We start from the raw sequence: 16,166 nt of genomic DNA, 5'->3' as shown, positions 1-16,166 counted from the left end.
CGGGTGGCAGGCCGGCAATGGTCACATCGACGATCAGTGCGGGATGGTGGTGTGCCCGCCGCGGCGCGGTGGCGCGCCCGCGCGGGTTTCGGCCAGCCGGTGTCGCGTGCTGTCCGGTGGGGCGGCTTCGCCGGCGGAGCCCGCGGTCCCGCGGTGCTCCCCGACCAGGCGGGTGTGCGTCGTGCCGGCGTCGTCGCCGAATCCCACCGGTGCTGTCGGAATACTCATGTCAAGGCAGACCTCGAACCGTGTAGCGAGTGCGTAGCCCCCAACGGCCCCGCTGGAATCCTGGTCCTGGTGGCGCCGACGACGCTCGAATCTGCCAGCGCGCGGACCGGTCGCACAACCCCTACCAATTGCAGCTTCACCTGCGGTTTGGCTGATTTCTCGGTGACCGTGCGCGCTTGTTAAGGGGGTCGGTAGGGGTGGGGTGCGCGGCGCGTCAGCTCGTAGTGTCGCCAACCAGAACTGGCTCATGACGATGGAGTTGACTGTGGCGGATCAGGTGACGGCCGGGCGTGAGCTGCTGTCCTATGTTCGGGACGTTTCGCTGCGCGAGGACGAGATCCTCGCCGGGCTGCGCGAGGAGACCGCGCAGCTGCCTGCCGGGACGGCGATGCAGGTGCTGGCCGAGGAAGGGCAGCTGCTTTCCTTGCTGGCCGGTCTGATCGGTGCGCGCACGGTGCTGGAGATCGGCACGTTCACCGGGTACAGCACGCTGTGCCTGGCCCGCGCGCTCCCACCGGGCGGCCGGGTGATCACGTGCGACATCACCCCCCGGTGGGCGAAGATCGGCCGGTCCTACTGGGAGCGGGCCGGGGTGGCCGACCGGATCGAGCTCATGGTCGGGGACGCCACGGCGACTCTCGCGCGGCTGCGCGACGAAGGCGTGACCGGCACGGTGGATCTGGCGTTCATCGACGCGGACAAGACGAACTACCCGCGCTACTACGAGGACGTCCTGCCGTTGGTGCGGCCGGGTGGCCTCATCGTCGTGGACAACACGCTGTTCTTCGGCAGGGTGGCCGACCCGGCCGCCCAGGACGCGGAAACGGCCGCCATCCGGGAGCTCAACACCTTGCTCCGGGACGACGACCGGGTCGACATCTCGATGCTGCCGTTCGCCGACGGCATCACCCTGGCCCGGAAGCGCTGACCGCGCTCCGGGCCGTCGGGGCCTTCAGGGGTCAGTGCGCCGCCGTCAACGGGCCGGCGGCGAGATCCGGGGCGGTCAAAGTCATGGTGGACGGCGGAGCCTGCCTGGCGGGAACCAGGTGGAGCAGTTCGATGTCGTCGCGGCCGTCACGGCTGACTTCGGCGACGCACGCGCACGAACTGGTCTCGTAGCCGGCGAAGCGGTAGGCCACTTCCATCATCCGGTTGCGTTCGGTGCGCCGGAAGTCGGCCACGAGGTGCACACCCGCCCGTGCCGCCTGGTCGCTGATCCAGTTCAGGATCACCGATCCGGCCCCGAAGCTGACCACCCGGCACGAGGTGGCCAGCAGCTTGAGGTTCCACACCGACGGGTGCTTTTCCAGCAGCAGCACGCCGACCGCGCCGTGCGGCCCGAACCGGTCGGACATGGTCGCGGTCAGCACCTCGTGGCGCGGGTCGTCGATCAGGGACCGCAGCACCGAGTCCGGGTAGTGCACGCCGGTGGCGTTCATCTGGCTGGTGCGCAGCGTCAGCTCCTCGACGCGGGTGATCTCCTCGTCACCTGCCCGGCCGATCCGGATGACCAGGTCCAGTGACCGGAGGAAATCCTCGTCCGGGCCGGTGAACGCGGCCTGTTCCTGTTCCCGCCGCATGTTGGCCTGGTACATCTGCCTGCGCCGGGCGGAGTCCACCGTGACGGTCGCCGGGCTGAACTCCGGCAGCCCGGTCAGCGTGAGCACGTCCTCGGCGGAGTAGCAGCGCACGGCGGGGTGGTGGTACGCGACCTCGGCTCGCTCGGCCGGCTGGTCGTCGACGAACGCGATGGTGTCGAGCGCGAATTTCAGCTGGTCGGCGATCGCCTTGACCGAGTCGGACTTGCGGCCCCAGCCGATCCGCGGCACGACGAAGTACTCGGCCACGCCGAGCTCCTCCAGCTTGCGCCAGGCGAGGTCGTGGTCGTTCTTGCTGGCCACGGACTGGAGGATGCCGCGCGAGTCCAGGGCACGGACCACGTCACGGACCGCCTCGGCGAACTCGACCTGCTCGTCCTCCAGCAGCGTCCCGTCCCACAACGTGTTGTCCAGGTCCCAGACCAGGCATTTGATCATGGTCGGCCGATCGGGCACGAGTCCTCCATGAGCTACAGGGTGGTGGTGACAGCGTGTTCGGCCAGCACCAGCTGGCAGATCTCGGTGCTGCCCTCGATGATTTCCATCAGCTTCGCGTCCCGGTACGCCCTGGCGACCACGTGCCCGTCCTGGGCGGCGGCCGACGCGAGCACCTGGACCGCGGACGCCGCGGCGGTCGCCGCGTTGCGTGAACTCACGTACTTGGCCAGCACGGCCGCGGTCGCGACTTCGGGTGATTTGCTGTCCCAGCAACGACTTGCGTGCTCGCACGCGCGGGTCGCGCCCTGTTCCGCCACGAACAGATCGGCGAGATGCCGCGCGACGAGCTGATGCCCGGTGAGCGGCGTACCGAACTGCTTGCGGGACGACGCATGCCGGACAGCCGCACGCAGGCAGGCCCGCAGAATCCCGACGCAACCCCACGCGACCGACATCCGGCCGTAGGTCAACGCGGTGGTGACCAGAAGCGATAGGGGGTGTCCGCCGCCGCCGAGCAGACTGGCGGCGGGCAGCCGGACCGAGTCGAGCCGGACGTTGGCGTGGCCCGCCGCGCGGCAGCCGAGCGGGTCGGCGATGACGTCGACGGTGACGCCTGGAGCCGAGCGCGGCACGACCACGGCGGCGGCGCTGTCCTCGTACTGGCCGAACACGACCAGCAGGTCCGCGTACCGCGCCGCGGTGATCCACTTCTTCGCGCCGTCGACGACGACGGAGTCGCCACTTCGCTGGATTCGGGTGCTCATCGCGGAAAGGTCGCTGCCGGCGTCCTGTTCGCTGAACGCCACCGCCGCGAGCTGACCGCTCGTGAGAGCGCGCAGGTGGGTGCGGCGCTGGTCCGCGTCGCCGAGCCGCGAGATCGCCCACGCGGCCATTCCCTGGGACGTCTGCACACTGCGGAGCGAACTGCAGAGACTGCCGGTGTGCGCGGTCAGCTCACCGTTTGTCGCGCTGTCGAGTCCGAGGCCGCCGTAGGACGGCTTGACCTGCGCGCACAACAACCCGCGTGCGCCAAGGTCGCGCAGCAGGTCTTCAGGAATCAGCCCGTCGAGGTCCCATCGCCCGGCGTTGCCGTCGACGAGACCGGTGATCAGGGCACGTTCGTCCGCGAGCTGGTCAGGCACTGTCGGTCGACTCGGCTTCGGCCTTCAGCCGCAGCGTCAGCGCCGTCATCTTCTCGACCGTCCGGAAGTGCTCCAGCCGCAGGTCCGGACCGGCGATCTCGATGCCGTAGGTGCCTTCGAGGTGGACCACCAGTTCGAGCGCGAACATGGACGTGGCCAGCCCGGTGCCGAAGATGTCCTGGCCGGGCGCGACGACCTGCTTCGTCTTGGCCTCGAGGAAGGCCAGCAGCCCGGCCTGGATCTGCGCCGCCAGCGCCGGCGTGGCGGCCTCGTTGATCGTCACGAGATACCTTCTCCGTAGTCGTAGAAACCCCGGCCGGACTTACGACCGAGTTCACCCGCGCGCACCTTCTCGCGCAGGAGTTCGCACGGGCTGTTCCGCTTCTCGCCCGTGCGTTCGTACAGTGCGTCGAGGGCGTCGACGAGGTTGTCGATGCCGATGAGGTCGGCCGTGCGCAGCGGTCCGGTGGGGTGACCGAGGCACCCCTGCATCAGGGTGTCGACGTCCTCCACCGTCGCCGTTCCCTCGGCGACGATCCGTGCGGCGTCGTTGATCATCGGATGCAGCAGCCGGCTGGTGACGAACCCGGGCGCGTCGCGTACCACCACGGCCTTGCGGCGCAGCGTCGTCAGCAGGGCCTGGGTCGCGGCCAGCACGGCGTCACCGGTGCGCGGGCCCCGGATCACCTCGACCATGGAGATCAGGTACGTCGGGTTCATGAAGTGCGTGCCCAGCAGGTCTTCCGGGCGCCGCACCGCCCCGGCGAGCTCGTCGATCGGGATGCCCGACGTGTTGGAGATGACCGGCGTGCCCGGACGGACCAGTTCGGACACCTCGCCGAGCACCTTGGCCTTGAGCCCGGCGTCCTCGGTGATCGCCTCGATCACCGCGTCCGCGTGCGCCAGCCCGGACATCGAGACGCTGGTGGTCAGCTCGCCCTGTGGCCGGTCGCCGGGCAGGGCGCCGAGCAACTGCGCGTGCCGCAACTGGGTGCGGATGCCGGACCGGGCCCGGTCCAGGGTCCGGGTGTCGACGTCGACCAGGTCGACGGACACACCACTGCCGAGGGCCAGTGTGGTGATTCCGGATCCCATGACTCCGGCACCCAGTACCGCGATTCGGTGGAACTGCTGATCGGTCGTCACTCGAGCTCCATGGTTCCCGGCGGGCCGATTTCCGAAATGGGTGCGCCCCGCATTCAGGGCACGAATGTGCCAGCCGCCCAATGGGCCGACAACCCCTAGCGGCTCCGGCGGGCGGCGAGCCGCCGGATGCGCTCCAGGGGTGCCGGGGGACCGGCTAGGGGTGGGTGTGCGGTGCCCGCGCTCGTAATGTGGCTCGCTGGAATACAACCAACTGACGCGGTTGAGTCGTGCGGTTTCGCCGAGATTTCCGAAAAATCGCCGGCGCGCGCGAGCGGGTCCGCGACGGCAAACGCGAGGGTTACGTGGGCATGGCTGATGACAGGCTGGTCGGCGCTTTACGTGCGTCGCTGAAGGAAACCGATCGGCTGCGCGAGCAGAACAAAAAACTCACCGACGCCGCCAGGGAACCGATCGCCATCATCGGTATGGCTTGCCGCTTCCCGGGTGGCGTGCGGTCCCCGGAGGACCTGTGGCGGCTGCTGGCCTCGGGCCAGGACGCCATCGGCGAGTTCCCCACCGACCGTGGCTGGGACCTGCGGCGGCTCTACGACCCGACCGGGCAGCGACCGGGGTCGACCTACGTGCGCGAAGGCGGTTTCCTGTACGACGCGGCGGACTTCGACGCCGACTTCTTCGGCATCGCCCCGCGCGACGCGCTGCTCATGGACCCGCAGCAGCGGCTGCTGCTGGAGACGTCGTGGGAGGTGTTCGAGCGGGCCGGCATCCCGCCGCATTCGGTGAAGGGCAAGCCGGTCGGTGTCTTCGCGGGCGTGATGTACCACAACTATCCGGGCAGCTACGGGTCTTCGGCCGTGGTGTCCGGGCGGCTCGCGTACACCTTCGGGCTGGAGGGGCCCGCGGTCACCGTGGACACCGCGTGCTCGTCCTCGCTGGTGACGATGCACCTCGCCGCCCAGGCACTGCGGCAGGGCGAGTGCAACCTCGCGCTGTCCGGTGGTGTGTCGGTGATGTCGTACCCGCGGACCTTCGTCGAGTTCAGCATCGACGGCAACCTGTCCAGCGACGGCCGGTGCCGTCCGTTCGCCGAGGCGGCCGACGGCACCGCGTGGTCGGAAGGGGCCGGAGTCCTTCTGCTGGAACGGCTTTCGGACGCGCGCCGCAACGGGCACCCGGTGCTGGCGGTCCTCAAGGGCAGCGCGGTCAACCAGGACGGCGCCTCCAACGGGATCGCCGCGCCGAACGGCCCTGCCCAGCAGCGGGTCATCCGTGCGGCGCTGGCCAACGCGCGGGTGTCGGCCGACCAGATCGACGTGGTGGAGGCACACGGCTCGTCGACCGAGCTCGGTGACCCCATCGAGGCGGACGCGCTGCTGGCCACGTACGGCAAGGAACGCCCGGCGGACCGTCCACTGTGGCTCGGCTCGGTGAAGTCGAACCTCGGCCACACCCAGGGCGCGGCCGGCGTCGCCGGTGTCATGAAGATGGTGCTGGCACTGCGCAACGGCGTGCTGCCCAAGACGTTGCACGTGGACCAGCCCAGCAAGCACGTGGACTGGTCGGTCGGCGCGATCGAGCTGCTCACCGAGCACCGCGACTGGGTCCGCAACGGACATCCGCGCCGGGCCGGGGTGTCGTCGCTCGGCCTGAGCGGTACCAACGCGCACGTCATCATCGAAGAGGCACCCGAGTCCCCAGCGGACGAGACCGAGCAGGCGCCGCGGAACGCCGGGCAGATCCCGTGGGTGTTGTCCGGCCGCAACCGTGAGTCGCTGCGTGCCCAGGCGAGCCGGCTGCTGGAGTTCCTGCGCGAACGACCGGAGGCCGATCCGGCCGACGTCGGCTGCGCGCTCGCCACCACGCGGTCCCCGCTGGAGTACCGGTCCGTGATCATCGGCGCGGACCAGGACGAACTGATGGCCGGTCTGGCCGGTGTGGCCGCCGGTGACCGAGTCGCCGGAGTGGAGCACGGGCTGGCGCGCGGCGACTCCGCCATGGCGTTCCTGTTCCCCGGTGGGGGCACGCAGCGGCTCGGCATGGGCCGGGCGCTCAGCGCGGCCTTCCCGGCGTTCGGCGCGGCGTTCGACGAGGTGTGCGCGGCGCTGGACAAGCACATGGACCGCCCGGTGCGGCCGATGATCGACGGCGACGCCGAAGCGCTGGACCGCGTGGGATACGCGATGGCCGCGCTGTTCGCGGTCGAGGTGGCGCTGTTCCGGCTGCTGGAGTCGCTTGGGATCACTCCGGACCTGCTCGCCGGGCACTCGACCGGCGAACTGACCGTCGCCCACGTCTCCGGTGTGCTCTCGTTGGCCGACGCGGCCGAGTTGGTGGCCGCACGCGGCCGGCTGATGCAGGGCCTGCCCGAGGGCGGGGCGATGGTGGCGATCAACGCGACCGAGGACGTGGTCCGGCCGTTGCTGACCGAGGGCATCGGGTTCGCGGCGGTCAACAGCCCCGGCTCGGTGGTGGTCTCCGGTGTCGCCGAGGAGGCCCACGCCCTGGCCGCGGTGTGCGCGGAACAGGGGTACCGGACGAAGCAGCTGCGGGTGAGCCACGCGGCCCACTCGCCGATGATGGAGCCGATCCTGGCGGAGTTCCGGAAGGTGGCCGAACGGCTGACCTTCCACGAGCCGAGGATTCCCGTCGTCTCCACCGTGACCGGCAGGCTCGCCGAGGGCGACGACCTGCGCTCGCCGGACTACTGGGTCCGGCACATGCGGCAGTCGGTGCGGTTCCGGGACGCCGTCGACGGGCTGCGTGCCGAAGGCGTGCGCCGGTTCGTGGAGCTGGGACCGGACGGCGCGCTGTCCTCCCTGATCCAGGAGTGCCTTGGCGCGTCGAGCGATCAGGCGAACGACCTCGTGGTGTCGGTGCTGCGCAAGGACCGGCCGGAGGAACAGGCGTTCGTCACCGCGCTGGCCCAGCTGCACGTACGCGGCTTGTCGCCGGACTGGAAGACCTTCTTCGCCGGTGCCAGGCCCACCCAGCTGCCGACGTACGCGTTCCAGCGGGAGCGGTACTGGCTGTCGGCGTCCTCAGTGGACGGTGACCCGTCGTCGCTCGGCCTTGAGCCGGTGAACCATCCGCTGCTGGCCGCGGCCACCGTGCTGGCCGGTTCGGACGGGCTGGTGCTGTCCGGGCGGCTGTCCGTCGCGACCCACCCGTGGCTCGCCGACCACGCTGTCGGCGGCACGGTCCTGTTGCCCGGCACCGCCTTTGTCGAACTCGCGATGTGCGCGGGCGACCAGATCGGCTGCCCGCGAGTGCGTGAGCTGACGCTGCACGCACCGCTCGTGCTGCCCGAGCAGACGGCGGTCCGGATCCAGCTGATCGTGGGCGCGGCCGACGACTCCGGAGCGCAGTCGATCAGCATCCACTCGCGTCTTGAGGACTCGGGCGGGCACACGCCGTGGGTGTTGCACGCCACGGGTCTGCTGACGCCGGGTGCCGGGGTGGCGCCGTTCGACCTGACCGCGTGGCCGCCTGCCGGTGCCGAACCTCTTGACGTCAACGGGATGTACGAGGAACTGGCCAGCCGCGGCTCCGCGTACGGGCCGATGTTCCAGGGCCTTCGCGCGGCCTGGCGGCAGGGTGGCGAGATCTACGCCGAGGTGAGCCTGCCGGACAACGCCCGGGCGGCGGCCGAGGACTTCGGGCTGCACCCCGCGGTGTTCGACGCGGCGCTGCACGCGATCGGGTTGGCCGCCACCGACGACGAGACCGTGTCGCTGCCGTACGCGTGGTCCGATGTGGAGCTGTTCGCGACCGGCGCCTCCGCCGTGCGTGTGCGGGTCCGGTCGTCGGACAACGGCAAGTCCTTGGAGATCGCGGACGTGGCCGGCCGGCCGGTGGCCACGGTGGGATCATTGACACTGCGGGAGATCTCCGCGGAACAGCTCGCGGCTGTCGCCCGCAGCGCGACGGATGTCACTGCCGACGCGCTGTTCGGCGTCAGCTGGACGCCTGCCGTCCTTCCGGACGTGGCCGAGCCGGCCGTGGCGGATTTCGAAACGTTGGGCGAATCCGTACCGGATGTCGCGGTACTGCGAGTCACCGGGGGACAAGGGCCCGAGGCGGCGAGGTCGGCCACGCATCGCGTGCTTGACGTTCTGCAGACCTGGTTGCGTGAGGAGCGTTTCCGCTCCGCTCGTCTGGTCGTGCTCACCAGCGGCGCTGTGGCGTTGCCCGACGAGGACGTCACCGATCTGGGCGGCGCAGCCGTGCACGGCCTCGTGCGGTCGGCCCAGTCCGAGGAGCCAGGGCGGTTCATCCTCGTCGACTCCGACGCCCCGGACGACGCGCTGAAGCTGCTGCCGGGGATCGTGGCGTTGAACGAGTCCGAGGTCGCGGTGCGGCAGGGCGTCGCTCTGGTGCCACGCCTGGGCCGGGTGACCGTGGACCAGACCCTGGCCGCCCCCAACTGGGACGGGACCGTCCTGGTGACGGGCGGCACCGGCGCTCTGGGCCGTCTCGTCGCCCGGCATCTCGCGGAAGCCCATGAGGTACGCAAGCTTCTGCTCGTCAGTCGTCGGGGCGCAGCCGCGGACGGAGCGGCCGAGCTGGTCGCCGAGCTGTCGGAGCTCGGCGCGGAGGCCGAGGTGGTGGCCTGCGACCTCGCCGACCGGCAAGCCGCCGAGCAACTGCTGGCCACCCACCAGGTGACCGCGGTGGTGCACTCCGCCGGTGTCCTGGACGACGGCGTGGTCACCTCACTGACCCCGGACCGGATCGACGCCGTACTGCGGCCCAAGGTGGACGCCGCCTGGAACCTGCACGAGCTGACCGAAGGGCTCTCGGCGTTCGTGATCTTCTCCTCGGCCGCCGGGGTGCTCGGCGCGCCGGGACAGGCCAACTACGCGGCCGCGAACGCGTTCCTGGACGCGTTGGCCGCTCATCGCCGGGCGCACGGCCAGCCCGCGCAGTCCCTCGCGTGGGGCCAGTGGGCGCAGGCAGACGGCATGGCGGGCGGTGTGGACGCGGCGGGCCGGACGGGCCTGCCCGCGATGTCGCCGCAGGAGGGCCTGGTGTTGCTGGACGCCGCGACGTCGTCACCAGAAACCGTGCTCGTACCGATGAAACTGGACATCGCGGTGCTGCGCGACGCTCCCGGCCAGGTGTCCGACATCCTGCGCGCGCTGGTGCCGTCCACCCGCAAGGCGGCCAGCGCGCCGGAGACGGACGCGAACGCCCTGCTGGGCGGGCTCATCCGGCTGCCGGTGCCTGCCCGCCGCGCCGCGCTGCTGGATCTGGTGCTCGACAGCGTCGCCGAGGTGCTCGGGCACGGCTCGAAGGACCTGATCGACGCCGACCGGGCGTTCAAGGACCTCGGGTTCGACTCGCTCACCGCCGTCGAACTGCGCAACCGGCTGGGTGCCGCGACCGGGGCACAGCTGGTGAGCACGTTGGTCTTCGACTACCCGACAGCCAACGCGCTCACCGAGCACCTGTACGACACGTTGCTCGGTGAACTGGAGGACACGGTCACACCGGAGTCCGCCGGGCGGATCGGTGCCGACGAACCGATCGCGATCGTCGGCATGGCCTGCCGTTACCCCGGTGACGTCAGCACGCCGGAAGAACTGTGGCGCCTGGTCGCCGAGGGCCGCGACGGCGCGCAGCCGTTCCCGTCCGACCGGTCATGGGACATGGACTACTGGCTCGGCCTGCTCGCCGCGGCGGGCACCAAGCCGCAGGGCGGGTTCGTGGCCAGTGCCACCGACTTCGACGCCGCGTTCTTCGGGATCAGCCCGAACGAGGCGATCATGATGGATCCGCAGCAGCGGATGCTGATGGAGACCTGCTGGGAGGCGATCGAGCGGTCCGGGATCGACCCGCTGGCGCTCAAGGGAAGCGCGACCGGTGTGTTCGCCGGGGTGATGTCCGGCGGGTACGACCCGGGGCCGCTGGGCATGCTGGAGCACAACGGTTTGTACGTCGGCACCGGCTCGCTCGCCAGCATGGTGTCCGGCCGGATCTCCTACACCTTCGGGTTCGAAGGCCCAGCCGTCTCGGTGGACACCGCCTGCTCGTCCTCCCTTGTGGCGCTGCACCTCGCGACGCAGGCACTGCGCAACGGTGACTGCTCGCTCGCGCTCGCCGGTGGCGTGTCGAACGTCGCCACACTCGAACAGTTCGCGCATTACGACGAGAACGGCACGGCTTCGGACGGTCACTGCAAGGCGTACTCGGCTTCCGCGGACGGCGTCGGCTGGGCCGAAGGCGTCGGGGTGGTCGTGCTCGAACGCCTTTCCGACGCACAGCGCAACGGCCACGAGATCCTCGCCGTGGTCCGCGGGTCGGCCGTCAACTCCGACGGCGCGTCCAACGGCCTCACCGCGCCCAACGGGCCGTCGCAGGAACGCGTGATCCGCCGGGCACTGGCCGTCGCCGGGCTGCAACCGTCCGAAGTGGACGTTGTGGAGGGGCACGGCACCGGGACCACGCTGGGTGACCCGATCGAGGCCAACGCCCTGCTGGCGACCTACGGGCAGGACCGGCCGGCCGACCGGCCGCTGTGGCTCGGCACGGTCAAGTCGAACATCGGGCACACCCAGGCCGCCGCCGGGGTGGCCGGCGTGATCAAGATGGTGCTGGCGCTACGGCACGGCGAGCTGCCGAGAAGCCGGTACGCCGAGCAGCCGACGCCGCACGTGGACTGGTCGTCGGGCAACGTCAGGCTGCTCGCCGAGACCATCCCGTGGCCGGGCAACGGGCATCCGCGCCGGGCGGGCGTTTCCTCGTTCGGCTACAGCGGCACCAACGCGCACGTGATCATCGAGCAGGCGCCCGAGGCGCAGACGGCTCCGTCACCGGCTCCGAGCGAGCGGGTGCGTGACGGGCAGCCCGCGCCGTGGCTGCTGTCCGCCCGGACCAAGGAAGCGCTGCCCACACAGGCCCGGCAACTGCTCTCGTACGTCACCGAGCACCCCGGACTCGACACGCTGGACATCGGATACTCGCTGGCCAAGCGCGAGCCGCAGTTCAGCCACCGCGCCGCGGTCGTCGGCACCGGCCGGGACGAACTGGTCGCCGCGTTGACCGCGCTCGCGGAGGAGAAGACCTCCGGTGGCGTGGTGCTCGGCACCGCACGGCCCGGCGGCAAGACCGCGTTCCTCTTTCCGGGACAGGGCACGCAGCGGCCCGGCATGGGCCGGGACCTGTACGCGGAGTTCCCGGTGTTCGCCCAGACCTTCGACGAGGTGTGCGCGCGGTTCGACCCGTACCTCGACCGGCCGCTGAAGGACGTGATGTTCGCCGAGGAGGGCTCGGTGCTGGCCCAGCTGCTGGGGCAGACCGTGTTCACCCAGGCGGCGCTGTTCACCATCGAGGTCGCCCTGTTCCGCCTGATGGAGTCCTGGGGACACCGGCCGGACTACGTGATCGGCCACTCGGTCGGCGAGCTGGCCGCGGCGTACGTGGCCGGGGTGTTCACCCTGAAGGACGCGGTCAAGCTGGTCGCCAACCGCGGCCAGCTGATGCAGGAGCTGCCCAGCGGGGCGATGCTCGCGGTGGACGCCGAGGAGGACGACGTCCGGCCGTTGCTCACCGACGGCGTCAGCATCGCGGCCATCAACGGGCCGCGGCTGGTCGTGGTGTCCGGTGAAGAAGAGGAAGTGTGGGCGGTCGCCGCCAAGTGCAAGCGGCAGGGCCGGGGCGCGATGCGCCTCGCGGTCCGGCACGCCTCGCACTCGCCGCTGGTGGACGAGATGCTGGACGAGCTGCTGGAGATCGCCGAACAGCTGACGTACGACGCGCCGCGCGTCCAGCTCGTGTCCACAGTGACCGGAGCGCTGGCCACCACGGACGAGCTGTGCGACCCGGAACACTGGGTGAACAACTGCCGCCAGCCGGTCCGGTTCCTCGACGCCGTCCGCAGCGCTGAAGCCGAAGGTGTCAACCGGTACGTGGAACTCGGCCCGGACAGCACGCTCTCCGGCATGGTGCAGCTGTGCGTGACCAAGGCGCCGGAGGACGTCACGGTCGTGCCGGCTCTGCGGTCCGGCCAGCCCGAGGTCTTCGCCGCGCACCTCGCGTCGGGCCAGATGTACGCCGCCGGATTCACCTCGGACCCGGCGCGGCTGTTCACCGGGCGGGACGTCCAGCGGGTGCCGTTGCCGCCGTACGCGTTCCACCGCAAGCGGTACTGGCCGGACATCGACATGGGCGCGATCCGCGAAGGCAGCATCGCGTCCACCGGTATCCACTCGACCGAGCACCCGCTGGTCGGCGCCTCGGTCCCGGTCGCGGGCTCCGATCAGGTCGTGCTCAGTGGCAGGCTGTCGCTGGGGACGCACGCGTGGCTGGCCGATCACGCGCTCGGCGACACGGTGCTGTTCCCCGGCTCCGGTTTCGTGGAGCTGGCCGTGCGGGCCGGTGACGAGGTCGGGTGCCGTCGCCTCGCGGATCTCACCATCGAGGCCCCGATGGTGCTGCCGTCCCGGGGCAAGGTGCAGGTTCAGGTCGTGGCCGGTGCGCCGGACGAGTCCGGTTCCCGTCCGCTGACGATCCATTCCCGGCCGGACGAGACCGACGAGCCGTGGACGCGGCACGCGAGCGGCCTGCTGACAACCGACCAGGCCCCGGAACCGGCCGGTCTCGCCGAATGGCCGCCGCCCGGTGCCGAGCCCATCGACGTGGACGGGCTGTACGAAGGGTTCGCCGAGGCAGGCATCGCCTACGGACCGGTGTTCCAGGCGCTGCGTGCCGCGTGGCGACAGGGCGACGAGGTGTACGCGGAGGTTCGTCTCGGGCAGGACGGCACGCAGCAAGCCGCCCGGTACGGCCTGCACCCGGCCGCGCTGGACGCCGCGCTGCACGCGATCGGCCTCGCCGAGAGCATCGACGTCGACTCCGGTCTGCCGTTCAGCTGGCAAGGCGTGGACCTGTACGCGACCGGCGCGAGCGAGCTTCGGGTCCGTGTCACTCCGACTGGCAGCGACACGGTGTCGCTGGTGCTGGCCGACCAGGCCGGTAACCCGGTCGCGTCGGTGGACACCCTGGTGCTGCGTTCGGCGGGCTACGGTGACGCTCCGGCCGTGCGAGCCCGGCACGAGGCGCTGTTCGGCTGGGACTGGACGCCGATCACTACCGGTGCCACGCCCGCGACCGGTCGCTGGGCAGTGGTCGGCCGGGACAACTCGACCGAACTGGTGGCAGCCCTGTGGTCGGCCGACAACGCTGTGGCCACGCACTCGGATCTGACCTCGGTGCTCGATCAGCGCCCGGTCCCCGAGGTCGTCGTGCTCGACCGGACCGGCCTCGGAAACGGGGCCACGGCGGTGCACACGGCCGTGACCGAAACGTTGGCCCAGCTCAAGGCGTGGCTGGACGCGACGCACGTCGCCGCGTCGAAGCTGCTCGTGCTGACCGAGGGCGCGGTCGCGGTCGGGGACGAGGACGTGCCGGACCTGGCGGGTGCCGCGGTGTGGGGCCTCGCGCGGTCGGCGCAGTCGGAGAACCCGGACCGGATCGTCCTCGTGGACACCGATGGTGAGTCGCACCGGACGCTGCCCGCCGTGCTGGCGAGCGGCGAACCACAGGTCGCGGTACGCGCGGGTGTTCTGCACGGCGGCAGGTTGATCAAGACGGCCGCCCACGACGGCGAGCCGGGCAGCATGTTCGACGCCAACGGAACCACGCTCGTCACCGGTGCGACCGGCGCCGTCGGCAGGCTGCTCACCAAGCACCTGGTCACCGGCCTCGGAGTACGGCACCTGCTGTTGCTGTCGCGCGGCGGCGAGGCACCTGACCTGGTCGATGAGCTGACCGAACTGGGTGCCGAGGTCACCATCGCCGCGTGTGACGTGGCCGACCGGAAGGCCCTGGCGCGCGTGCTGCGCGAGATCCCGGCCAAGCACCCGCTGACGTCGGTCGTCCACCTGGCCGCCGTGGTCCAGGACGGCACCATCGGCTCGCTCACCGAGGACAACGTGACCGCTGTGCTGCGCCCGAAGGTGGACGCGGCATGGAACCTGCACGAGTTGACCAAGGACTCCGGCCTGACCGCGTTCGTGACGTTCTCCTCGGTCGCCGGGCTGCTCGGCAACGCGGGCCAGGGCAACTACGCCGCGGCGAACACGTTCCTCGACGCGCTGGCCGCGCACCGCCGGGCGAATGGCCTGCCGGGGCAGTCGCTGGCCTGGGGCCTGTGGTCGGCGATCGGGGCGTCCACCGCCTCGGTGACCGACGCCGACCGTGCCCGGATGGCCCGCGAAGGCATGGCCGCGCTGTCCGATGTGGAGGGTGTGGAGCTGTTCGAGGCCGCCGTCGCACGGCCGGAGCCGCTTCTCGTGCCGATGCGGATCACCACGTCCGGGGCGGTCGACGCCGACCAGGTCCCGCACGTGTTCCGTGCCCTGGTGGCACCGGCGCGGCGGACCGCGGCCCGGGCGGCCGGAACCGACGTGGCCACGCTGCGCCAGCGGCTGCTCGGCCGCACGCCGGAGCAGCGCGACAAGGTGCTGCTGGAGCTCGTGCTCGATCACGCGGGCGCGCTGCTCGGATACGCCGACAACGAGACGATCGACCCGGACCGGCACTTCCTGGAGTCCGGTTTCGACTCCTTGACCGCGGTGGAACTGCGCAACCGCCTCAACGCGTCGACCGGCCTGCAACTGCCGCCGACGGTGGCCTTCGAGTTCCAGACGCCGGTGGGGCTGGCCGCGCACGTGTCCGCGCAACTCGGCGCGGTGGACAACACAGCTCCCGGCTCATCCACTGTGGACAGCAATGGTGGTGGCGACGCGGATTCGATCCCTGAGCTGTTCCGGGAGCTGGTGCGCGCCGGCCGGGTGCAGGACGGGCTCGGTCTGCTGGACTACGTCGCGAACCTGCGTCCGACGTTCTCGTCGGTCGCGGACATCGACCAGCTCCCGGTGCCGGTCCGGCTCACTGAAGGCCCGAACGCGCCGCGGCTGGTCTGCCTATGCACTCCGGCGGCGATGGGCGGCCCTTACCAGTTCGCCCGGCTGGCCATGTCGTTCCGCGGGGTGCGGGAGTTCTCGGCGCTGCCGATGCCCGGCTTCGGGACCGGTGAACGGCTGCCGGAGTCGGCCGCAGCCGTGGTCGAGGTGCTCGCCGAAAGCGTGCGCAAGGCCGTCGGGGACGAGCCGTTCGCCCTCCTGGGGTACTCGTCGTCCGGCATCCTCGCCTACGCGACGGCCGAGCTTCTCGAACGGTCGGGCAATGCCCCGGCCGGAGTCGTCCTGCTGGACACGTACACGATCGACGAGGCGCCCACCGAGGAGGAGAACCGGGAGGATCTCGCCTCGGATGTGGCCATCGGCGCGCTCGTCCGCGAGGAGTGGTACGGGCAGCGTGGTACGCGGACGTCGCTGACCGCGATGGCCCGGTACATGAGCGTGCTGGCCGACGTCGAGCTGACCGACATCGCGACACCGACCCTGCTGCTTCGCGCGGCGCAAAGGTACGTCGTCGATTCGGACACGGATGCCGCCCGGGACGACGCCTGGCAGACGACGTGGACGCACGCGAGCACCGTCGACACGGTGCCTGGCGACCACTTCACCATGGTCGAGGGCAACGCGGACACCACCGCCGCGGCCATCGCCGGATGGCTCGACACGCTCGGCTGACCGTCAGGCCGATCGGCGCAACAGGGGTCGGCCGCCCCGGGACAGGGGTGGCCGGCCAC

At 70.9% G+C, this 16,166-nt stretch carries 7 protein-coding genes; 2 read left to right on the top strand and 5 right to left on the bottom strand.

The window, feature by feature from the left end; all coding sequences use genetic code 11:
• Nucleotides 1-33 precede the first annotated feature (33 nt).
• The gene (locus GC106_RS20125) at nucleotides 34-228 is read right to left on the bottom strand and encodes a hypothetical protein (protein ID WP_173132822.1); all 195 of its coding nucleotides are present in this window, start codon (nucleotides 226-228) and stop codon (nucleotides 34-36) included.
• A gap of 265 nt (nucleotides 229-493) precedes the next feature.
• Here GC106_RS20125 and GC106_RS20120 point away from each other — a divergent pair, with 265 nt between their 5' ends.
• Nucleotides 494-1,156, top strand: coding sequence for an O-methyltransferase (locus GC106_RS20120; protein WP_173132819.1), 663 nt, complete (start codon nucleotides 494-496; stop codon nucleotides 1,154-1,156).
• Between the two features lie 31 nt (nucleotides 1,157-1,187).
• Here the strand turns inward: GC106_RS20120 and GC106_RS20115 are convergent, their stop codons facing one another.
• From GC106_RS20115 to GC106_RS20100, 4 genes are read right to left on the bottom strand one after another with little or no spacing between them, the layout of a single operon-like run.
• On the bottom strand, nucleotides 1,188-2,264 hold the full coding sequence (locus GC106_RS20115; RefSeq protein WP_217280741.1) for an HAD-IIIC family phosphatase: 1,077 nt from the start codon (nucleotides 2,262-2,264) through the stop codon (nucleotides 1,188-1,190).
• A gap of 32 nt (nucleotides 2,265-2,296) precedes the next feature.
• Nucleotides 2,297-3,406, bottom strand: a complete 1,110-nt coding sequence (locus GC106_RS20110; protein WP_173132813.1) for an acyl-CoA dehydrogenase family protein — start codon at nucleotides 3,404-3,406, stop codon at nucleotides 2,297-2,299.
• Nucleotides 3,399-3,689, bottom strand: a complete 291-nt coding sequence (locus tag GC106_RS20105; protein WP_312872750.1) for an acyl carrier protein — start codon at nucleotides 3,687-3,689, stop codon at nucleotides 3,399-3,401. Before GC106_RS20105 ends, GC106_RS20110 begins: the two co-directional genes overlap by 8 nt.
• Nucleotides 3,686-4,552, bottom strand: a complete 867-nt coding sequence (locus tag GC106_RS20100) for a 3-hydroxyacyl-CoA dehydrogenase family protein (protein ID WP_173132810.1) — start codon at nucleotides 4,550-4,552, stop codon at nucleotides 3,686-3,688. The genes GC106_RS20105 and GC106_RS20100 overlap by 4 nt, the downstream gene beginning before the upstream one ends.
• A gap of 302 nt (nucleotides 4,553-4,854) precedes the next feature.
• Between GC106_RS20100 and GC106_RS20095 the strand changes: the two genes are divergently transcribed.
• Nucleotides 4,855-16,107, top strand: coding sequence for a type I polyketide synthase (locus tag GC106_RS20095; RefSeq protein ID WP_415830056.1), 11,253 nt, complete (start codon nucleotides 4,855-4,857; stop codon nucleotides 16,105-16,107).
• Nucleotides 16,108-16,166: the final 59 nt, after the last annotated feature.

Origin of the sequence: Kibdelosporangium persicum, assembly GCF_013280595.1 — a bacterium.
GTDB lineage: Bacteria > Actinomycetota > Actinomycetes > Mycobacteriales > Pseudonocardiaceae > Kibdelosporangium > Kibdelosporangium persicum.
This window is presented reverse-complemented; position numbering and strand designations above follow the sequence as displayed.